Source organism: Allobosea rubneri (assembly GCF_032464875.1).
In the GTDB taxonomy this organism is placed as follows: domain Bacteria; phylum Pseudomonadota; class Alphaproteobacteria; order Rhizobiales; family Beijerinckiaceae; genus Allobosea; species Allobosea rubneri.
Map to the genome: position 1 here is coordinate 1 of NZ_JAWDID010000011.1, position 20,248 is coordinate 20,248.

Below are 20,248 nucleotides of genomic sequence, written 5' to 3' on the forward strand. Positions count from 1 at the left end.
ACAGTCGTCACGGGCCGGCCTCTTCCACGGGGAACACGCGACTGATCAGAGAGCCAACTTCCCCTTCCGGCCCATCTGAGACATTCGTCGTCAGCCGACTTGACACCCATGGCCCAATAGAGAAGCCGCCGGCTGGCGCCGGCGGCTCCCTGCTTGCGATGCTTCCCGCGTCAGTGGGCGACAAGGCCCGCCGCGGCGTCGTCCTCGGATGCCTTCGGCGTCGCCGCCTTCAGGTCTTCCTCCCAGACGATCGGCGTCGGCTGACGCACCAGCGCGTGCTGGAGCACCTGGTCCATGCGCGAGACCGGGACGATCTCGAGCCCGCTCTTCACCGACTGCGGGAGATCGACGAGGTCCTTGGCGTTGTCCTCGGGGATCAGCACCTTCTTGATGCCGCCGCGCAAGGCGGCGAGCAGCTTCTCCTTCAGGCCACCGATCGGCAGCACCCTGCCCCGCAGCGTGACCTCGCCGGTCATGGCGACGTCGCGACGGACCGGGATGCCGGTCATGATCGAGACGATCGCCGTGGCCATGCCGATACCGGCTGACGGACCGTCCTTCGGGGTCGCCCCCTCCGGCAGGTGGACGTGGATGTCGCGCCGGTCGAACAGCGGCGGCTCGATGCCGAAATCGATGGCGCGGGAGCGGACATAGGACGCCGCCGCCGAGATCGATTCCTTCATCACGTCGCGCAGATTGCCGGTGACGGTCATCTTGCCCTTGCCGGGCATCATCACGCCTTCGATCGTCAGCATCTCGCCGCCGACCTCGGTCCAGGCCAGACCGGTGACGACACCGACCTGATCCTCGGTTTCCGCCATGCCATAGCGATAGCGCGGCGGGCCGAGATAGTCCTCCAGCACCGCGGGAGTGACCGCGACCTTCTTCTTCTTCGACAGCACGATCTCCTTCACCGCCTTGCGGACGGTGTTGGCGATCTCGCGCTCGAGGTTACGCACGCCGGCCTCGCGGGTGTAGCGGCGGACCAGCGTCGTCAGGGCCTCGTCGTCGATCGACCATTCCTTGGATTCGAGGCCGTGCTTCTTGATCGCACCCGGGATCAGGTGGCGACGCGCGATCTCGGCCTTCTCGTCCTCGGTGTAGCCGGCGATGCGGATCACCTCCATCCGGTCCAGAAGGGCCGGCGGGATGTTCAGCGTGTTCGCCGTGGTCACGAACATCACGTTCGACAGGTCGTAGTCGACCTCGAGGTAATGGTCGTTGAAGGTCGCGTTCTGCTCGGGATCGAGCACCTCGAGCAGGGCCGCCGACGGGTCGCCGCGGAAGTCCTGGCCCATCTTGTCGATCTCGTCGAGCAGGATGAGCGGATTCGAGGTCTTGGCCTTCTTCATCGACTGGATGATCTTGCCGGGCATCGAGCCGATATAGGTGCGGCGGTGACCGCGGATCTCGGCCTCGTCACGCACGCCGCCGAGCGACATGCGCACGAACTCGCGGCCGGTCGCCTTGGCGATCGACTTGCCGAGCGAGGTCTTGCCGACACCCGGAGGGCCGACGAGGCACAGGATCGGGCCGGCGAGCTTGTTGGCACGCTGCTGGACGGCGAGGTATTCGACGATCCGGTCCTTGACCTTGTCGAGGCCGAAATGATCGTCGTCGAGCACCTGCTGGGCTGCGGCGAGGTCCTTCTTGATCTTCGAGCGCTTCTGCCAGGGGATGCCCAGCAGCCAGTCGAGATAGTTGCGCACGACCGTCGCCTCGGCAGACATCGGCGACATCTGCCTGAGCTTCTTGACCTCGGCCAGCGCCTTGTCGCGCGCTTCCTTGGTCAGCTTGGTCTTGGCGATGCGCTCTTCCAGCTCGGCGAGCTCATCACGGCCCTCCTCGCCGTCGCCGAGCTCCTTCTGGATCGCCTTCATCTGCTCGTTGAGATAGTACTCGCGCTGGGTCTTCTCCATCTGGCGCTTGACGCGCGAGCGGATGCGCTTCTCGACCTGGAGCACCGACATCTCGCTTTCCATCAGCGAGAGCACCTTCTCGAGCCGGTGGGCGACGTTCATCACCTCCAGCACGGCCTGGCGGTCGGCGATCTTCACGGCGAGATGCGAGGCGACGGTGTCGGCGAGCTTGGCCGGCTCGTCGATCTGCGAGACCGCAGCGACGATCTCGGGCGAGATCTTCTTGTTTAGCTTCACATAGCTCTCGAACTCGCTGACGACCGAGCGGCCGAGCGCCTCGACCTCGACCTTCTTGCCGGGCTCCTCTTCGAGCGCGACGGCCTCGGCCTGGTAGAAGCTGTCATCGGCGCTGTAGCTCAGCGCCTTGGCGCGGCCGACGCCCTCGACCAGCACCTTGACGGTGGAATCGGGAAGCTTCAGCAGCTGCAGCACGCGGGCGAGCGTGCCGATCTCATAGATATCCTTGGTCTCCGGATCGTCGTCGCCAGCGTTCTTCTGGGTGGCGAGCAGGATCAGACCGTCGTTCTTGACCACCTCCTCGAGCGCGCGAATGGACTTCTCGCGGCCGACGAAGAGCGGCACGATCATGTGCGGGAAAACGACGATGTCGCGCAGCGGAAGGACCGGATAAGTGCCGGTCGTGCCGGGGACGAGCGGAGCGCGGGGCGTCGAGCCTGTCATGTCTTGTCCTTCAAGTTTTCGCCCGACCGATCCCCTGGATGGGCGACCGAACCGGACGTTCCGCGCCGGCGCGACCATTCGCGCCAACCGCCCCTGCGACTCACGCCCTCAAAGGCACGCTGTCTCGCAGGTGATGTTAAAGTGGATGCTTCCCGGCCAGCTTTCAAGCGACCCGCCGGCGCAGTCCACCGCAGCTTCCACTGCATGCCAGGACACGAAGCCGCGACCCGGGCAGATGGCCGAAGCAGTTTCGTGCAGTCGCGGCCACCAGCTCGACAAAGCAAAACGCGCGCCATGAGGCGCGCGTCTGAAAGTGGGACAGCTTAGTGCCAACTCAGGCTGAAGCCGACTTGGCCTCTTCTTCCCTGTCCGAGTAGATGAACAGCGGGCGCGACTTGGTCTCGACCGCTTCCGGCCCAATGACGACCTGCTCGACGCCTTCCAGCCCCGGCAGCTCGTACATGGTCTCGAGCAGGATGCCTTCCATGATCGAGCGCAGGCCACGCGCGCCGGTCTTGCGCTCGATTGCCTTGCGGGCAATCAGGCTCACCGCCTCGTCGGTGAAGGTCAGCTCGGTGTCCTCCATCTCGAACAGGCGCTGGTACTGCTTGACCAGCGCGTTCTTCGGCTCGGTCAGGATGGTCTTGAGCGCGGCCTCATCGAGATCCTCGAGCGTCGCCAGCACCGGCAGACGGCCGACGAACTCGGGGATCAGGCCGAACTTCAGCAGATCCTCGGGCTCGACCTCGCGGAAGATCGCGCCGGTCCGGCGGTCGTCGGGGGCCTTCACGGTCGCGCCGAAGCCGATCGAGGTGCCCTTGCCGCGGCCGGAGATGATCTTGTCCAGCCCGGCGAAGGCGCCGCCGCAGATGAACAGGATGTTGGTGGTGTCGACCTGCAGGAACTCCTGCTGCGGATGCTTGCGCCCGCCCTGCGGCGGCACGGAGGCGACGGTGCCTTCCATGATCTTCAGCAGCGCCTGCTGGACGCCCTCGCCCGAAACATCGCGGGTGATCGAGGGATTGTCTGACTTGCGGCTGATCTTGTCGATCTCGTCGATGTAGACGATGCCGCGCTGCGCCCGCTCGACATTGTAGTCGGAGGCCTGGAGCAGCTTCAGGATGATGTTCTCGACATCCTCGCCGACATAGCCGGCCTCGGTGAGCGTCGTCGCATCAGCCATGGTGAACGGCACGTCGAGGATGCGGGCGAGCGTCTGCGCGAGCAGCGTCTTGCCCGATCCGGTCGGCCCGATCAGCAGGATGTTGGACTTCGCCAGCTCGACGTCGTTGTGCTTCGTCGCGTGCGACAGCCGCTTGTAGTGGTTGTGGACGGCGACGGAGAGCACCTTCTTGGCGTGGTCCTGCCCGATGACATAGTCGTCGAGGACCTTGCGGATCTCCTTCGGCGTCGGCACGCCGTCCTTAGACTTCACGAGCGCGGACTTGGACTCCTCGCGGATGATGTCCATGCACAGCTCGACGCACTCGTCGCAGATGAACACCGTCGGGCCCGCGATCAGCTTGCGGACCTCGTGCTGGCTCTTGCCGCAGAACGAGCAGTAGAGCGTGCTCTTCGAATCGCCGCTGCTGACCTTACTCATTGTCGATCTCCATCTCGGAAGACGAAGCCAGCCACCGAATAACGGCGGGCCGATGTCGTCTCTCCGTCATAGTAGGCGCTCAGATCACGATTATTGGGTTAACGCATCGCTGTGGCTCAGGCGCCGACGAAACTGACCCAAAATCGGACCCATCGAGCGCCTAACGCGCCCTTCCGATTCCCTCATGCAAACATGAGGCCTAGTGATAGGCAATATGGGCCCTCCTGCCCGGCACGCCAAGCCTTGGCCTGGCAGGAGGATCCCGGTCGCTCAGGCGGCCTCTTCCGGACGCTTGTCGATGACCTTGTCGATCAGGCCGAAATCGCGAGCCTGCTCGGAGGTCATGAAGTTGTCGCGCTCCAGCGCCGCCTCGATGTCCTCGTAGGAACGGCCGGTGTGCTTGACGTAGATCTCGTTCAGGCGCCGCTTCAGGCTCTCGACCTCGCGGGCATGGATCAGGATGTCCGTGACCTGGCCCTGGAAGCCGCCGGAGGGCTGGTGGACCATGATGCGCGCGTTCGGCAGGGCGAAGCGCATGTCCTTGGCGCCGGCGGTGAGCAGCAGCGAGCCCATCGAGGCAGCCTGACCGACGCAGAGCGTGGTCACCGGGCAACGGATGAACTGCATGGTGTCGTAGATCGACAGGCCGGAGGTGACCACGCCGCCGGGCGAGTTGATGTAGAAGGAGATTTCCTTCTTCGGGTTCTCGGCCTCGAGGAAAAGCAGCTGCGCCACGATCAGCGACGCCGAGTAGTCCTCGACCGGGCCGGTCAGGAAGATGATCCGCTCGCGCAGGAGGCGCGAATAGATGTCGAAGGCGCGTTCACCGCGGCTCGACTGCTCGACCACCATCGGGACGAGATTGTTGTAGGTCTCGATTGGATCGCGCATCGCAGCCAGTCCTTGAGGTGCAGGGGGCGGGAATCAGCCGATATCGGCGAAGGCCCCACATAAGCATGCCGGCCCCGCCTGAAAAGGGAAGCGCCGCCCGGCCGAAGCCGGGCGGCGCGAAATCATCAACCTTGGCGCCGAAACGGGCTCAGGCCGAGGCCTCGTCGCTGGCGGCCGCCTTCTTGGCCTTCTTGGCCTTGGCCGGCTTGGCCTTCTCCTCGCCTTCGGCCTCGTCATCGGCGTAGAGCTCTTCGCGGGAGACGCTCTTGTCCTCGACCTTCACCTGGCCGAGGAGGTGATCGACGACCTTCTCCTCGAAGATCGGGGCGCGGATCTCGGCGAGCGCCTGCGGGTTCTTGCGATAGAACTCCCAGACTTCCTTTTCCTGGCCCGGGAACTGGCGGGCACGCTCGATCAGGGCCTGCGTCACCTCGTCGTCGGCGATCTGGATCTTGGCCTGCTCGCCGATCTCGGCCAGCACGAGGCCCAGGCGCACGCGGCGCTCGGCGATCTTGCGGTACTCCGCCCGCGCCTCTTCCTCGGTGGTATTCTCGTCGGCGAAGCTCTTCTTCGCCTCCTTCATGTCGGCCTCGACCTGGCTCCAGACGCTGCCGAATTCCTGGTCGACCAGGGTCGGGGGCAGCTCGAAGGCGTACTTGGTGTCGAGCGCGTCGAGCAGGCTCTTCTTCAGCTTGCGGCGCGACTGGGCGCCGAGCTCGCGGCCGAGCTGCTCGCGGATCGCGGCCTTCAGCGCATCGAGCGACTCCATGCCGAAGCCCTTGGCGAGCTCGTCGTCGATCTTGAGCTCGCCCGGGGCCTGCACGTCGTCGACGGTGACGGCGAACTCGGCCGGCTTACCGGCGAGGTGGGTCGCGGTGTAGTTCTCGGGGAAGGTCACCGAGACGGTACGCTGCTCGCCCTTCTTGGCGCCCTGGAGCTGGTCCTCGAAGCCCGGGATGAACTGGCCAGAGCCGAGGTCGAGCGGGATGCCCGTGCCGGTGCCGCCGTCGAAGGGCTGGCCTTCGAGCGTGCCGGTGAAGGAGATCAGCAGGCGATCGCCCTTCTCCGCGACGGCGTCGTCGCCCTTGCTGGCGAAGGGACGGTTCTGGCCGGCCATGCGCTCGAGCGCGGCGTCGACATCGGCCTCGGGGGTCTCGGTGACCGGCTTGACCAGCGAGACGTCCGACAGGTCGGCGAGCTCGATCTTCGGCAGCACTTCGAGGGCGACGGTGAAGGCGAGGTCGCCCTTGGCCTCCATCGCGGCCTCGATCTCGTCCTTGTTCTCGGGGAACTTGATCTGCGGCTCGAAGGCGAGCTTCAGGCCGTTGTCGGCAACGATCTTCTGGTTGGCCTCGTTGACGGCGTTCTGGACGACGTCGGCCATGACCGAGCGGCCATAGAGACGGCGCAGATGGCCGACCGGGACCTTGCCGGGGCGGAAGCCGTTGATCTTGGCCTTGCCCTGCAGGTTCTGCAGTTCGTCATCGAGCCTCGTCTTCAGGTCGGCGGCGTTCAGCACCACCTGAAATTCGCGCTTGAGGCCCTGGGACAGGGTTTCGGTCACGTTCATCGTTCTGATCCGCCAACAGCTCGTTACTTCAATGTCCAAAGCGCGACGCCGGATGACCGCCGCCGCGCTCGCGAAATTCGCATCCTGGTGCGGGCGAAGGGACTCGAACCCCCACGACTTGCGTCGGCGGAACCTAAATCCGCTGCGTCTACCAGTTCCGCCACGCCCGCCAACCGATACACCGCGTGCGAGCAAACGCAGCGCCGCCATCGTTGGGCCGCGGTGCTATACGCATTTGCGACGGAGGATGCAGCAAAAAAATGCGACGTTTCTGCGAAGGAGCCTGTCAGGCACCCACTCTCGCCAGCGGCGACGGGCCGCGCTATGTCGCTTGGTCATGAAAACCGATCTTCCCGCGACCGGCCCGCAGGCCGGACCGAATCGCCGCCAGGCGCTCGCCGGCATCGCGGGAATAGCCGTTCTGGGCAGCGCCGCGCCGCTACGAGCGCAGGCGCCGGCGCCGGCGGTGGCCAGCCAGGCTAGCGAGCCCGCACCCACCCCAGCGGCGCGCGAGCTGATCGCCGCGCCCGCCAAGGCACGGCTGCGGCCGGCACCGGCGACGGAAAGCGAGGTCTGGGCCTTCGACGGCAGCAGTCCCGGACCTACCTTGCGCATGAAGCTCGGCGAAACGCTGCGGCTCAACCTGCAGAACCGCACCGACAAGCCGCTCTCCCTGCACTGGCACGGACTGCGTCACGACCAGACCATGGACGGCGTCGGCGGCTTCAGCCAGGAGGCGACCGCTCCGGGCGACAGTTTCGAATACCGGCTGACACCGCGCGATTCCGGCAGCTACCTCTATCGGCCACTCCTGCTCGGCGGCTCGTCCGAGCCGGCCGGACGCGGGCTCTGCGGCCTTCTCGTCGTCGAGGAAAAGGAGCCGCCGGCGGTCGACCTTGACCTGCCGGTGCTGGTCGGCGACTGGCTGCTCGGCGACGATCACAAGCTCCTGCCCTTCCCCGCGACCGGCCAGGAGGGTGCCGCCGCCGGCCGGCTCGGCAGCTGGCTCACCGTCAACAGCAAGCCGCCGCCGGAGCGGGTCGCGCTGCCGCCGGGTGCACGCGTGCGCCTGCGCCTCGCCAATGCCTGCAATGCCCGGATCATGCGCCTGCGCTTCGACGGGCTGAAAGCCTTCGTCGTCGCGGTCGACGGCCAGCCGACCGAAACCTTCGAGCCGGTGCGGGCCCAACTGCCCTTCGCGCCCGGCACGCGCTACGACGTGATCTTCGACATGCCGGAGGAGATCGGCGCGAGCGCCAGCGTCACGGCGCTGATCGGCCCCGGCATGCCCTTGGTGCGCTTCGTCAGCGAGGCCGCCAAGCCCGGGACAAAACGCGTCGCCGCCGGCCCGATCTCGGCCCTGGCGCCAAATCCGACGCTGCCGGCCGAGGTCAGGCTGCAGAACGCCAGCCGGGCCGAAATCCTCGTCGAAGGCGGCGCCAAGGTCGGCGCGGACAACAAGCTCAATCTCGACGGCGTCGACCAGGCGCGGCCATGGCGCCTCAACGGCGGAACGGGCGATGCGCAGGGCAAGCCGCTGCTCAGCGTCCGGCGGGGCTCGCCGGTGGTGATCGGCATCACCAACAAGACCGACTTCCTGCAGCCTTTCCATGTCCACGGCCACAGCTTCCGGCTGCTGCACCCGCTCGACGATGGCTGGGAGCCCTATTTCCTCGACACGGTGCAGATTCCCGAGGGCAAGCGCCTGCACATCGCCTTCATCGCCGACAATCCCGGCCGCTGGCTGATTTCATCGACGGTGCTGGAGCGCTTCGACCTCGGCCTCTGGACTTGGTTCGAAGTGCTCTGAGCGCGCGCCGAGCGCTCGCGCCTCAGCGAATCTCGACCTCGCGGCCGAGCAGGCGGGCAAGCTGCTTCAGCCGCCCGGTGACGCGCTGGCTGGCCAGCGAGCGGAATTCCGGCGGCAGGCTCAGGATCAGGCGGCGGTCATCGCAGACCAGCGTCGTCTGCGACAGGATTCCGGGCATGCCGGCCGACATCAGATAGGCGACGCGGAAGATCGCCGCGACCACATGCGCTCGCTCCAGCACGCGCGGTGTCAGCAGGCGGCGAAGGCCTTCCGCAGCCGGAGCCGCGCCCTTCAGCCCGGCATAGCGGTAGAAGGCGGTCAGTGACAGGAAGGCGCGGCCGGCATGGTCGACGCCGCTGAACGGCGCGTGGGCGATAACGTTGAGGGTCTGCTCGCCGCGATAGTCGGGATGGGCCCGCCAGCCGATATCGGAGAGCAGGCACGCAGCGATCTGCAGGCGCTTCAAGGCCGGTTCATCGTTCGGATAGGCACTGTCGAGCAGCCGCTCGGCCCAGGGGATCAGATCCGCGGCATGGCGCGGATCGCGGGCGCGCAGCTGGTTGTAGTCCTGGGCACCGCGGAGCAAGGCGTCGGCATCCCGCTCCGCCGGAGCGAGCTGCTCATGCATCAGCCCTTCGCGGACACCGTGCGCCGAGATCACGACCTGGCGCGGGCGGCCGCGCTTGATCAGCTGGTCGAGCACGAGCGCGCCATAGGCGAGCAGCGGCCGGCGGGCCGAGGAGATCGCCTCGATCGATTCAAGCATGGCGGCGTCGGCGCGCTCGACAAGACGGACGAACTCGCTCGCCTCGCGGGCCGATACCGTGTAGCCGTGCATGACGTTGAGCGGATAGCCGGACTGGCGCTGATGCAGCGTCGCGAGCGCGCGCCAGGTGCCGCCGACGGCGAAGAAATCACGGCCACGCATCGCGGCGAGCTGCGGGTGGTTGTCGAGATCGTCCCGGACGATCTTCTCGGCAGCCTTGATCGAGTTCTTCGCGCGGTCCATCAGCGCGAGGCCGCCGAGCGCCAGGCTGACGCCCTCCCCGACCCTGCTGCCGTCGACCGCCGCGAGTTCGAGCGATCCGCCGCCGAGATCGCCGACCACGCCATTGGGCCGGTCGAAACCGGAGATGACGCCGAGCGCCGAGAGATAGGCCTCGCGGTCGCCCGAGATCAGCTCGATCGGCTGGCCGACCGCCGCCTCGGCGCGGGCGATGAAATCGGGGCCGTTCGAGGCATAGCGCGCCGCTGCCGTGGCGATGACGCGCAATTGCGCGACATGCATCGCCTCGCAGAGGATGCGGAAACGGACGAGCGCCGCCAGCGCCTTCTCGACCGCATCGGCGGCGAGCATGCCGGTCGAGGCGACCTGACGGCCGAGCCCCGCCATCTCCTTCTCGTTGAAGACCTGCCCCGGAGCCCGGGACAGGTTCTCATAGACGACGAGGCGGACCGAGTTCGAACCGATATCGATGATGGCGACGGTATCACCCAGGCTCAAACGCCCTTGCGCCTGCTCAGGCCTTCTTGCCGGAACGGCGGGAAAGGCTGCGAGGACTTGAACTGGAGAGTGATTTTCCACGACCGGACAGGCTCGGATTCGTCATAAAGTACTTGTGGGCGTTGAACGACTCTTCGGCCGACGGCGGGACAATGCGTCGCGAGCCGCCATCGGGCAAGATGGTCCAGCTCTGTTCGTTGTCGAGAAAATTGGCCAGCATGATCTGCTCGAGAAGCTGCTGGTGCACGGTGGGGTTGAGGATCGGCGTCAGCGCCTCCACACGGCGGTCCAGGTTGCGCGGCATCAGATCGGCCGAGGAAATGTAGAGCTTCGCCTTGGGCGACGGCATGCCGTGCCCGGCGCCGAAGGCATAGACACGGGTATGCTCGAGGAAGCGCCCGACGATCGACTTGACCCGGATATTGTCGGAAAGGCCTGGGACACCGGGTCGCAGGCAGCAGATGCCGCGAACCACGAAATCGATCTGAACGCCGGCCTGGCTGGCGTCATAGAGCGCGTCGATGATCTCGGGATCGACCAGCGAGTTGCATTTGCCCCAGATCGCGCCCTTGCGGCCTGCCTTCACATGCTCGATCTCCTCGGCGATGTCGTCGAGCAGGCGCTTCTTCAGGTTGACCGGCGAGACCGCCATGCGCTCGAGTTCGGCCGGCTCGGCATAGCCGGTGATGAAGTTGAAGATCCGCGCCACGTCCTGCGCCATCACCGGATCGGCCGTGAAGAAGGAGACGTCGGTGTAGATGCGCGCCGTGATCGGGTGATAGTTGCCGGTCGCGATGTGGCAGTAGGTCACGAGCTGCCCCGCCTCGCGGCGCACCACCATCGAAAGCTTGGCGTGGGTCTTGAGCTCGATGAAGCCGTAGACGACCTGCACGCCGGCGCGCTCGAGGTCCTTGGCCCAGCGGATATTGGCTTCCTCGTCGAAGCGGGCCTTGAGTTCGACCAGCGCCGTGACGGACTTGCCGGCCTCGGCCGCCTCGGCCAGCGCCTGGACGATCGGCGAGTTCGAGGACGTCCGGTAGAGCGTCTGCTTGATCGCCACGACATTGGGATCGCGCGCCGCCTGCTGCAGGAACTGCACGACGACGTCGAAGCTCTCATAGGGGTGGTGGACGATCAGGTCCTTCTGGCGGATCGCGGCGAAGCAGTCGCCGCCATGCTCGCGGATCCGCTCGGGGAAGCGGGCATTGTAGGGCTTGAACTTCAGGTCAGGCCGGTCGACCCCGACGAGCTGCGAGAGCTCGTTCAGGCCGATCATCCCGTCGACGATCACGATCTCGTCAGGATCGACCCGGAGCTCGCGCACGATCAGCTGGCGCAGGTGGTCCGGCGTGTCGGCATGCAGCTCGAGGCGGATGACGACGCCGCGGCGGCGCTGCTTCAGCATGCTCTCGAAGACGCGCACCAGATCCTCGGCCTCCTCCTCGATGTCGAGATCGGAGTCGCGGATGATTCGGAAGGAACCGGTGCCCTTGATCTCGTAGCCGGGGAAGAGCTTGCCGATGAACAGCGAGACCAGGTCCTCGAGCATGATGAAGCGCTGCACGCCATCGCGGGCGAGATCAGGCACCTCGATGAAGCGGTCGATCTTGCCGGGGACGCGGATCAGCGCGTCGAGCGCGCGCCCGTCGCTGATGCGCTCCAGGGCCAGCGCCAGGCTGAAGCCGAGATTCGGGATGAACGGGAAAGGATGGGCCGGGTCGATCGCGAGCGGCGTCAGCACCGGGAAGACATAGTGCAGGAAGCGATCCTCGAGCCAGACACGCTCCTGCGGGCCGATATCGGCAGCCTTCAGCAAGATGATCCGGTTGTCCTGCAGGTCCTGCCTGAGCTCGACCCAGCGCGTCTGCTGGTCGCGGGTCAGGTCGGACACCGCCGCCCCCAATGCGACGAGCTGCTCGGCCGGGCTCAGCCCGTCCTGGCTCGGCGTCACCACGCCGGCCTTGAGCTGCTCGCGCAGCCCGGAGACCCGGACCATGAAGAACTCGTCGAGATTGTTGGCCGAGATCGAGAGGAAGCGCAGCTGCTCCAGCAGCGGATGGTTGCGGTTGGAGGCTTCCTCCATCACCCGGCGGTTGAACTGCAGCCAGGACAGTTCGCGATTCATGAAGCGCTGCGGCGATTGGCGCAGCTCATGGTCGATAGTGAGCACCGTGGCGTCCGGTGCCGGCGTCGCTGCCCTCGAAGCCGCCGCTTCGGCCAGATCCTGGTTCATTCGCCTCGCCTTCGCCGCTGCCGCTCGTGTCACTGCCGATCCTGTAGCTGTCGTCTGTGTCGGTTTGCCGTCGGCCGACCATCGGCCCACTCACCCTCAAGGCATCCTAGCGTAACGCTTCGATGACATTCGAGGTCCAACGCCATGAGCAATGCTCGCGGCGGGTGCGTTCCGGCCCTTTTCCCATGACGGCGGCGCATGCCGTGCGGCCCGCTGCCGCAATTGTCGCCATAAGGGCTCGGGAACCTTGCGCTCAAACTCGCTCTCCTGTTTGGTCGCATGCGAATCCCGCATGCCGCGCCAGACATTTCCAGAGAACGATCTTGTCAGAACTCTCTTCAGCCCACGACCATGACGACATCGTCTACCCCTCGGCAGTGCCCTTCATCCTGGCGCATCTCGCCTGCTTCGGCGCGCTCTGGAGCGGCGTGAGCGCGACCTCGCTCTGGCTCTGCTTCGGGCTTTACTGGCTGCGCATGTTCGCCGTCACGGCCGGCTATCACCGCTACTTTTCGCATCGCTCCTATAAGATCAGCCGCATCGGCCAGTTCGTCCTCGCCTTCCTCGCCCAATCGACGGCCCAGAAGAGCGTGATCTGGTGGGCCTCGAAGCACCGGCATCATCATCGCTTCGCCGACACCGAGCACGATGTGCACTCGCCGGTGCAGAGCTCGTTCTTCTATTCGCATGTCGGCTGGATCTTCAGCCGCCAGCACCACGAGTTCGACGGCTCGACCGTCACCGATCTCACCCGCTTCCCCGAGCTTCAGCTGCTGCACCGCTTCGAACTCGCGCCGGCGATCCTGCTCGCCCTCGCCTGCTTCGCCATCGATGGCTGGTCGGGCCTGTTCGTCGGCTTCTTCATCTCGACCGTGCTGGTCTACCACGGCACGTTCTGCATCAACTCGCTCGCCCATGTGCATGGCGACAAGCACTACGTCACCGGCGACGAGAGCCGGAACAACTGGTGGCTGGCGATCATCACCATGGGCGAAGGCTGGCACAACAACCACCATGCCTATCAGTACAGCGTGCGCCAGGGCTTCCGTTGGTGGCAGTGGGACCCGACCTATTACCTGATCCTCGGCCTGTCGAAGCTTCGTCTGGTCTGGGACCTGAAGGCGCCGCCGCAGGCCGTGATCGACCGCTCGCAGGCCCTGCCCCCGCGCGTCATCGAGCGCTCCGCGGAGCGCCTCGCCGCCTCCGTGCCGGTCGAGCGGATCGTCCAGGGTCTGCGCGATGCCTATGCCAACGCGCCCGGCCTGCCGGAGATGCATCTGCCCGCCCTGCCAACCCTGACCCTGCCTGAGCTGCGCGAGGCGCTCGCCGCGATGCAGAGCCGCGCCGGCGAGCGTCTGCACGCCATCCAGCTCCAGGCCCATGAGGCGATGGCGCAATGGCATATGCCGACGCTGCCGACCCGCGAGGAGCTGACGGAGAAGGCGGCGGCTATGTTCGTCAAGACACCGTCGCTCGACGCCATCGCCGCGCGTGCGCACGACATGCTGCTCGAGGCGATCCATGCCCGGCTGGTGGCGACGCCAGCAGCCGCCAAGGCCTGAACCTAGTCGGCGTCGAACAGGCTGGCCGCGACTTCGTTCGCCATGGCGCGGGTGACGCGCCGGCCGCGCTCGAGCGAGAGCCGATCGATGGCGTCGACGAGGTCGCGGGCCGCTGCGAAGGAGCGTTCCATGCGGAGCGCCAGTGCCTCGATGGTGCTGGTGTCGACGATCAATTGCCGGTCGACGAAGAGCTTGACCAGCAGCGCCCGCAGCAGCGCATCGTCAGGCGGCGCGATCTCGGCGGCGGGGGCGAGCCGCAGGCGCGAGAGCAGGTCCGGCACGCTCAGCCCCCATTGATCCGGCGACGTCCGCGCCGTCAGCAGGGCAAAGCCGCCGCGCGCCTTGATCGCGTTGAGCAGATGGAACAGCGCCCGCTCGTCGAGCCGGCCGGCATCGCAATCCTCGATGACCAGCGCCCCGCCGGAGGCGAGATGCGGCACCTTGGCCTCGTCGATCTCGCCGGCCTGCAAGGTCCAGGCATGGGCACGGGCCGCCCAGATCGCGGCAAGATGCGTCTTGCCCGAGCCCTCGGGCCCGACCAGGCGCAGCCAGGCATCCGGCCAGGCGGGCCAACTCTCGACCAGCCCATAGGCCTGCTCGTTGGAGGGGCCGACGAGAAAATCCTCGACGCCGTGCCGGCTGTCGACCGGCAGGTCGAAGGCGAGCTGGCGCGGCCGGCGCGGCGGCTCAGTTCCCGGCATGACGGTCGACATGCTTGGCTGCGGCCTTCGGGGCAGCGCCATGATAGAGATTGCTCGCGAGATATTGGCGCAGGGCGAAGCGCATCAAGACGCCGATGATCGCCGCCAGCGGCACCGCGAGCAGCAGGCCGACGAAGCCGAAGAGCGAGCCGAAGGCGAGCAGCGCGAACATCAGCCAGACCGGGTGGACGCCGATGGAGTCACCGACCAGCTTGGGCTGCAGGATATTGCCTTCGAAGAACTGACCCGCGGCGAAGACGGCGAGCGTCGCCAGCGGCATCGTCCAGTCCGGCCAGAACTGCACGGTCGCGACACCGACGGACAGCACGAGCCCGGTCAGCGAGCCGACATAGGGGATGAAGGAGAGGAAGCCGGAGATGATGCCGATCAGGGCGCCGAAGTTCACCCCGAGCAGCGAGAGCCCGACCGCATAGAACAGCCCGAGCAGCAGGCAGACCAGCGCCTGCCCGCGCAGGAAGCCGGCGATCGCGGTGTCCATCTCGTGCAGCAGGCCGCGGATCGTGTCGCGATGGTCGCGCGGCAGCCAGCCATCGACGGTCTCGACCATGCGGTCCCAGTCGGCGAGCAGATAGAAGGCGATGACCGGCGTCAGCACCAGCAGCGAGAAGACGCCAATGATCGCGGTGCCGCCCGACCAGAGCGATTGCAGAAGGCCGCCGACCCATTTGGTCGCCTCGCCGACGAAATTGCCGAGCTGGCTCTGGGCATCCTCGGCGAGCTTGGCCCCGCCGAAGCGCTCGATCAAAGGCGCACCGCGCTCCATGACCAGCGCCTGGAGCTTGGCGGCGACTTCAGGCAGGCGCGCCACGAGGCCGGCAAGCTGCTGGCTCAGCAGCGGCAGCAGCAGCACGAGCGCCAGCACGAAGAGCAGCAGGAAGACGCACAGGATGACGATGGTCGCGGTCAGGCGGCGCATGCCGAACCGCTCCAGCCGGTCGGCGAGCGGATCGAGCAGATAGGCCAGCGCCAGCGCGGCAATGAACGGCAGGAGCACGTCGCGCAACAGGAGCAGCGCAAGCACGAAAACCGCGAGGGTGAGGGCCCAGAAGGCGAGTTGACGCTGAAGACTCATCCGCTGTCCTGAACTCGCCGTTACGCACTGTCCGCAGGGCCCGGGAGGCCGGCCGGGCGTCCTAGAGAATAGGAGCGCATCGGCGAGGTTCCAAGCTCAGGCCGCCATATGGCGCAGCCAGAAGGCGAGGTAGGCCGCCATCGAACCGACCGTCAAGAGCGCCACGGCGAGCTGAGCGACCGGGATCGCAGGGCCGGGATCGAGCCCGAAGGCGCGCGAGCCCAGCATCAGCGCGGCAAAGATGAGCTGCGCCGCCGTGTTGAGCTTGCTGACGGCGAAAGGGGCGATCTCGAGCGGCTTCTCCATCAGCCAGGACAGGATCACCGCCGTGACGATCATGATGTCACGCGAGACGACCAGGATGACGAGCCAGGCCGGGATGGCCCCGACCATGGCGAGGGTGATGTAGATCGAGACGATCAGCGCCTTGTCGGCGATCGGGTCGAGATAGGCGCCGAGCTCGCTTCCCATGTCGAAGCGCTTGGCGATGAAGCCGTCGATCGCGTCGGAAATCCCGGCCGCGACGAAGAGCAGGAAGGCAGCCAGCCAGCGCTCGTTGATGATCATCGCGATCACCAGGGGGACGAGGATCAGACGGCCGATGGTGATCAGGTTCGGAAGCGTCATCGCCGGGATCGTGGCCAGGATTCGTCGCGAGAACTACGACTGAAGGCTAATGCATGTGCTGGACAACTGCGAAACGCTTTCGCGGAAAGGCCGCTGCCGGCTTGCCAGCGGGGCCGCCCTTGCCTATCGCTCCCCGCACAGCAAGGAGCGCGGTTTCATGACCAAGACAGGCGGCAACGGGCTGACCTATGCGCAGGCGGGCGTCGACATCGATGCCGGCAATGCCATGGTCGATGCGATCAAGCCTCTGGTGCGTTCGACCCGGCGGCCGGGTGCGGATGCCGAGATCGGCGGGTTCGGCGGCCTGTTCGACCTGAAGGCGGCGGGATTCAGCGACCCGATCCTGGTCGCCGCCAATGACGGCGTCGGCACCAAGGTGAAGATCGCGATCGAGAGCGGCCGGCATTCGACCATCGGCATCGACCTCGTCGCGATGTGCGTCAACGATCTCGTCGTGCAGGGCGCCGAGCCGCTGCTCTTCCTCGACTATTACGCGACCGGCAAGCTCGACCCGCAGGCCGGCGTCGAGATCGTGCGCGGCATCGCCGAAGGCTGCCGTCAGGCCGGCTGCGCCCTGATCGGCGGCGAGACCGCCGAGATGCCGGGCATGTATGCCGACAAGGATTACGACCTCGCCGGCTTCGCCGTCGGCGCTGCCGAGCGCGGCTCGCTGCTGCCCCGCGCCGATCTGGTGGCTGGCGACGTCGTGCTCGGCCTGCCCTCCTCCGGCGTGCACTCCAACGGTTATTCGCTGGTCCGGCGCATCGTCGCGCTCTCCGGCCTCGCCTGGGAGGCCCCCGCCCCCTTCGCGCCCGGACAGAGCCTCGCCGAAGCGCTGCTGACGCCGACGCGGATCTATGTGAAGCCGCTGCTCCAGGCGCTGAAGGCGGCGCCCGGCATCAAGGCGCTGGCGCACATCACCGGCGGCGGCTTCCCCGACAACATCCCGCGCGTCCTGCCCGACGATCTCGGCGTCACGCTCGATCTCTCCGCGATCCCGGTGCCGCCGGTATTCGGCTGGCTCGCCGAGGTCGGCGGCGTCGCCGAGCGTGAGATGCTGCGCACCTTCAACTGCGGCATCGGCATGATCGTGGTCGCCTCGGCGGCCGAGGCCGACGCCGTCGTCGCCGCGCTGCGCGAGGCCGGCGAAGCGCCGGTCCGGCTCGGCGAGGTCACGCCGGCCGGCAGCGAGGGCCAGGTCGCCTATCGCGGGAAGCTCGGCCTGTGAGCACGACGCCGCGGCGGGTCCGCACCGCGATCCTGATCTCGGGCCGCGGCTCGAACATGGTCGCGCTGATCGAAGCAGCGCAGGCCGCCGATTTCCCGGCCGAGATCGTGCTGGTCGCCGCGAACCTGCCGGAGGCCGGCGGGCTGGAGCGGGCCCGCCAGGCCGGCATTGCCACCGCCAGCGTCGACCATCGCCCCTTCGGCAAGGACCGTGAGGCCTTCGAGCGCAAGCTCGACGAGGTCCTGCGCGTCAACCAGATCGAGCTCGTCGCGCTCGCCGGCTTCATGCGGGTGCTGACGCCCTGGTTCGTGACGCGCTGGCAGGGCCGGCTGGTCAACATCCACCCTTCCCTGCTGCCTGACTTCCGTGGCACGCATACCCATGCCCGGGCGCTGGAAGCCGGCGTCGCCGAGCATGGCTGCACCGTGCATTTCGTCGTGCCCGAGCTCGACGCCGGCCCGACCATCCTCCAGGCGAAAGTCCCGGTGCTGCCGGGCGACGACGAGGCAAGCCTGTCTGCGCGCGTGCTGCAGCAGGAGCACGCCCTCTATCCCAGGGCGCTCGCTCTGGTGGCGTCTGGCGCGGCCAGACTGGAAACCAGCGCTGGCGTCGGAACTTGAGGGCGCCAACCACGTAGCTTGCTTGGCTACAGCACAGACAAGGCTGCGCCGCTAACTATCCCGGCAAGCTCACCTCGACAGCCGCCATTTGGCGACGCATGACCGCAACCGAGCGTTGTATCGGAGGCGGGCTTGGCCATTTTCCGCTGGGTATCACTCGCAATATCGCTGGGCCTGACGGGCTATGCGATGTGGGGGCCGCTTTCCGACTATGTCGGCGCAGTGCTGGCGCAAGGGTCTCCCCGCGCCTCGTCCCCGGAACACAGCGCGAATGTGCGCAACTGCGACGTGCTCGCCGGGAATCCGGAGGATCCGGAACGGGTCCTTGCGGTCCCGAATGCCACGAACCTGATCGGCCGGCTTCTCTATTGGGCCATGGGTGTCAAGCCGCTTTAATTTCTCAGTTGCGGGGTGGGACGGTGTCGTACTGCAGCAGGCCGTCAGCGATCTCGTAGTAATCCCCCTTGTCACCGACGTAGATATGCAAATTTGCCTTGGTCCTTGTCGGTCCGTCGAAAGCGCCCATTGCAATGGCAATCCAGTCCCGATCCGCCCGATCCCAAAACAGAGACGAGCCGCATGTAGAGCAGAAGCCGCGCCGGATCTTCTCCGACGACTGAAACCACGCCACGTTCTCCTCACCGACTATCGTTAGGGCGCTCCTCGGCACGTCGGTGGACGCGAAATAATGACCCGAGTGCTTCCGGCACATCCGACAATGGCAGAAGTTAGGATTTGGCAGAGTGTCAGCCACCGCGAAGGTGACCGCACCACAAAGGCATGAGCCGCTGTGCATCCTCAATTTACTCCCGCGGGGGTCTAGCCGGGAAGCATGCCATCGGGGTTGCGACGATCGCAAGAGCGTCCGCTATGGCCTTAAGCTAACAGTCCCGCTAGGTCTCTGGCTTCTCTCCGAAGTCGGCGCAGTGGCCGCTTCATGGTTGGGTCCGACGAGTGGTGGATCATGCTTTTTCGCGAAGTGACTGATGGTCCTTCAACCCCGCCTCGATCTCACCGCCCTCCGGTCCCTAGGGGACATCGCTCCGCCCTGCGACGGATCTCGAAACGCTGTTAGTGAGGTCAGGCTTGGGCTGGCTCGGCCGTCGAGCGGAACGGCACGCGGTCGACCCACATGCGGTGCAGGATGACGGACAAGCGGCGCGCGACCGCGATCATCGCCCTGGCCATGCCGCGCCGTTTGGCAACACGCAGGCCCCACGCCTTGAGCGCCGAGGGCTTGGCCTGCGGTCGCAAGAGCACCAGCGCCGCCTCGAACAAGGCTGATCGGAGTGTCTCGTCACCGTTCTTGGTGATCCTGCCGCGTCTGTCGATCTCGCCCGATTGATGGGTTCGCGGTGCCAATCCGAAATGGGCGCCGACAGAGCGCGAACGCTGGAACCCGGCTGGCTCATCGACGGCGGCACGATAGGTCAAAGCGACGAACGGGCCGACGCCAGGCGCGCTCATCAGCAGGAGGCAATCATCGTCGGCGCGCGCCAGAGCCAGCATCTTCTTGTGCAGACCGACATACTGCTCTCGAACGACCCGGCGTACCGCCAGCATCGGCTCGATGATCGCCTGCAATGAGGGCATCTCCTCGATCAGTTCGAGGATGCGCGCTTCGTAGCGAGTCCGTGTCACCATGCCAACCTTCAGGCCGAAGTTGCGGAGCAGGCCGCGAATGCTGTTCTCGACATCGAGCAGCTTGGCCTGAAGGAAGCGTCGGCCGCTCAGGAGCGCCCTGATCTTCTGGCTGGCCAGCGTCTTGACGTGGACCGGGCGGTAGAGCCCGACCCGCATCATCTGCGCGATGCCGCGCGCATCGTTGCGGTCGGTCTTGTTCGGCCGGGCGCTCAACACCGCCTGGGCGTGGCGCGTCTCGATACAGATCACCGGGAAGCCTGCCTTCGCCAGACCGGCATACAGCCACTGGCAGAGCGGGCCGGCTTCCAGGCCGACCCGCGCATAGCGGTCGCAACATGAGGACAGGAACGCTCCGATGGCTTCGGGCGAACTCTCAGTCTTGCCCTCCCGGATAATCGTTCCGCCTGCGTCCATCACGCAGACGCTCGTCGTCTTCACCGAAACGTCCAAGCCGACAAAGCACTCCATCGCTCTTCTCCCTGATCCGCTGGGCTGGATCGGTGGAGCCTAGAACGCATCGACCACCGCCGCATCGCATCCGCGACGCGAGCCCAATGGCCCA

At 66.5% G+C, this 20,248-nt stretch carries 16 protein-coding genes and 1 tRNA gene; 5 read left to right on the plus strand and 12 right to left on the minus strand.

Going from position 1 to position 20,248, the window contains the following annotated elements; all coding sequences use genetic code 11:
- Positions 1-170: 170 nt before the first annotated feature.
- From lon to RKE40_RS09525, 5 genes are all read right to left on the minus strand, one after another.
- Complete coding sequence (lon, locus tag RKE40_RS09505; RefSeq protein WP_316017992.1) at positions 171-2,600, minus strand: endopeptidase La; 2,430 nt, start codon at positions 2,598-2,600, stop codon at positions 171-173.
- A 334-nt stretch (positions 2,601-2,934) separates the two neighbouring features.
- Entirely contained in the window at positions 2,935-4,203 is a 1,269-nt protein-coding gene (gene clpX, locus RKE40_RS09510) for an ATP-dependent Clp protease ATP-binding subunit ClpX (RefSeq protein ID WP_316017993.1), read from the minus strand.
- Positions 4,204-4,473: 270 nt separating this feature from the next.
- Positions 4,474-5,094, minus strand: a complete 621-nt coding sequence (locus RKE40_RS09515) for an ATP-dependent Clp protease proteolytic subunit (RefSeq protein WP_316017994.1) — start codon at positions 5,092-5,094, stop codon at positions 4,474-4,476.
- A gap of 148 nt (positions 5,095-5,242) precedes the next feature.
- On the minus strand, positions 5,243-6,664 hold the full coding sequence (gene tig / locus RKE40_RS09520; RefSeq protein ID WP_316017995.1) for a trigger factor: 1,422 nt from the start codon (positions 6,662-6,664) through the stop codon (positions 5,243-5,245).
- 85 nt (positions 6,665-6,749) lie between these two features.
- Positions 6,750-6,834 (minus strand) — tRNA-Leu (locus tag RKE40_RS09525).
- Between the two features lie 167 nt (positions 6,835-7,001).
- Between RKE40_RS09525 and RKE40_RS09530 the strand changes: the two genes are divergently transcribed.
- Positions 7,002-8,474 carry a multicopper oxidase family protein gene (locus tag RKE40_RS09530; RefSeq protein WP_316017996.1) on the plus strand — a complete coding sequence of 491 codons (1,473 nt, stop codon included), beginning with the start codon at positions 7,002-7,004 and terminating at the stop codon, positions 8,472-8,474.
- 22 nt (positions 8,475-8,496) lie between these two features.
- Here the strand turns inward: RKE40_RS09530 and ppx are convergent, their stop codons facing one another.
- On the minus strand, positions 8,497-9,978 hold the full coding sequence (gene ppx / locus RKE40_RS09535) for an exopolyphosphatase (RefSeq protein ID WP_316017997.1): 1,482 nt from the start codon (positions 9,976-9,978) through the stop codon (positions 8,497-8,499).
- Between the two features lie 16 nt (positions 9,979-9,994).
- Positions 9,995-12,211: an RNA degradosome polyphosphate kinase gene (locus tag RKE40_RS09540; protein ID WP_316017998.1), complete on the minus strand. Its 2,217-nt coding sequence runs from the start codon at positions 12,209-12,211 to the stop codon at positions 9,995-9,997.
- Positions 12,212-12,534: 323 nt separating this feature from the next.
- Between RKE40_RS09540 and RKE40_RS09545 the strand changes: the two genes are divergently transcribed.
- Positions 12,535-13,773, plus strand: a complete 1,239-nt coding sequence (locus tag RKE40_RS09545; RefSeq protein ID WP_316017999.1) for an acyl-CoA desaturase — start codon at positions 12,535-12,537, stop codon at positions 13,771-13,773.
- A 2-nt stretch (positions 13,774-13,775) separates the two neighbouring features.
- Here RKE40_RS09545 and RKE40_RS09550 read toward each other — a convergent pair whose 3' ends face one another.
- The 3 genes from RKE40_RS09550 to RKE40_RS09560 all read right to left on the minus strand — a co-directional run bounded on the left by RKE40_RS09550 (position 13,776) and on the right by RKE40_RS09560 (position 16,194).
- A complete protein-coding gene (locus RKE40_RS09550; RefSeq protein ID WP_390893301.1) occupies positions 13,776-14,486 on the minus strand; it encodes a P-loop NTPase family protein in 711 nt (236 codons plus the stop codon).
- Positions 14,461-15,567: an AI-2E family transporter gene (locus RKE40_RS09555; protein ID WP_316018000.1), complete on the minus strand. Its 1,107-nt coding sequence runs from the start codon at positions 15,565-15,567 to the stop codon at positions 14,461-14,463. Before RKE40_RS09555 ends, RKE40_RS09550 begins: the two co-directional genes overlap by 26 nt.
- Before the next feature lie 96 nt (positions 15,568-15,663).
- A complete protein-coding gene (locus tag RKE40_RS09560; protein ID WP_316018001.1) occupies positions 15,664-16,194 on the minus strand; it encodes a CDP-alcohol phosphatidyltransferase family protein in 531 nt (176 codons plus the stop codon).
- Between the two features lie 157 nt (positions 16,195-16,351).
- On the opposite strand from RKE40_RS09560, the gene purM reads away from it, so the two are divergent.
- The 3 genes from purM to RKE40_RS09575 all read left to right on the plus strand — a co-directional run bounded on the left by purM (position 16,352) and on the right by RKE40_RS09575 (position 18,438).
- Complete coding sequence (purM, locus tag RKE40_RS09565) at positions 16,352-17,422, plus strand: phosphoribosylformylglycinamidine cyclo-ligase (RefSeq protein WP_316018002.1); 1,071 nt, start codon at positions 16,352-16,354, stop codon at positions 17,420-17,422.
- A complete protein-coding gene (purN, locus tag RKE40_RS09570; RefSeq protein WP_316018003.1) occupies positions 17,419-18,042 on the plus strand; it encodes a phosphoribosylglycinamide formyltransferase in 624 nt (207 codons plus the stop codon). Before purM ends, purN begins: the two co-directional genes overlap by 4 nt.
- Before the next feature lie 132 nt (positions 18,043-18,174).
- Complete coding sequence (locus tag RKE40_RS09575) at positions 18,175-18,438, plus strand: hypothetical protein (RefSeq protein ID WP_316018004.1); 264 nt, start codon at positions 18,175-18,177, stop codon at positions 18,436-18,438.
- Positions 18,439-18,442: 4 nt separating this feature from the next.
- On the opposite strand, the gene RKE40_RS09580 is transcribed toward RKE40_RS09575, so the two are convergent.
- Both RKE40_RS09580 and RKE40_RS09585 read right to left on the minus strand, forming a co-directional pair.
- The gene (locus tag RKE40_RS09580) at positions 18,443-18,838 is read right to left on the minus strand and encodes a GFA family protein (RefSeq protein WP_316018005.1); all 396 of its coding nucleotides are present in this window, start codon (positions 18,836-18,838) and stop codon (positions 18,443-18,445) included.
- Between the two features lie 284 nt (positions 18,839-19,122).
- Positions 19,123-20,154: an IS110 family RNA-guided transposase gene (locus tag RKE40_RS09585; protein WP_316018006.1), complete on the minus strand. Its 1,032-nt coding sequence runs from the start codon at positions 20,152-20,154 to the stop codon at positions 19,123-19,125.
- Positions 20,155-20,248 lie beyond the last annotated feature (94 nt).

Bases quoted from the DNA above. Each gene is read 5' to 3' on its own strand.
- lon (WP_316017992.1), bottom strand. From the start codon at position 2,600: ATGACAGGCTCGACGCCCCGCGCTCCGCTCGTCCCCGGCACGACCGGC.
- clpX (WP_316017993.1), bottom strand. From the start codon at position 4,203: ATGAGTAAGGTCAGCAGCGGCGATTCGAAGAGCACGCTCTACTGCTCG.
- RKE40_RS09515 (WP_316017994.1), bottom strand. From the start codon at position 5,094: ATGCGCGATCCAATCGAGACCTACAACAATCTCGTCCCGATGGTGGTC.
- tig (WP_316017995.1), bottom strand. From the start codon at position 6,664: ATGAACGTGACCGAAACCCTGTCCCAGGGCCTCAAGCGCGAATTTCAG.
- RKE40_RS09530 (WP_316017996.1), top strand. From the start codon at position 7,002: ATGAAAACCGATCTTCCCGCGACCGGCCCGCAGGCCGGACCGAATCGC.
- RKE40_RS09540 (WP_316017998.1), bottom strand. From the start codon at position 12,211: ATGAACCAGGATCTGGCCGAAGCGGCGGCTTCGAGGGCAGCGACGCCG.
- RKE40_RS09550 (WP_390893301.1), bottom strand. From the start codon at position 14,486: ATGTCGACCGTCATGCCGGGAACTGAGCCGCCGCGCCGGCCGCGCCAG.
- RKE40_RS09555 (WP_316018000.1), bottom strand. From the start codon at position 15,567: ATGAGTCTTCAGCGTCAACTCGCCTTCTGGGCCCTCACCCTCGCGGTT.
- RKE40_RS09560 (WP_316018001.1), bottom strand. From the start codon at position 16,194: ATGACGCTTCCGAACCTGATCACCATCGGCCGTCTGATCCTCGTCCCC.
- purM (WP_316018002.1), top strand. From the start codon at position 16,352: ATGACCAAGACAGGCGGCAACGGGCTGACCTATGCGCAGGCGGGCGTC.
- RKE40_RS09580 (WP_316018005.1), bottom strand. From the start codon at position 18,838: ATGCACAGCGGCTCATGCCTTTGTGGTGCGGTCACCTTCGCGGTGGCT.
- RKE40_RS09585 (WP_316018006.1), bottom strand. From the start codon at position 20,154: ATGGAGTGCTTTGTCGGCTTGGACGTTTCGGTGAAGACGACGAGCGTC.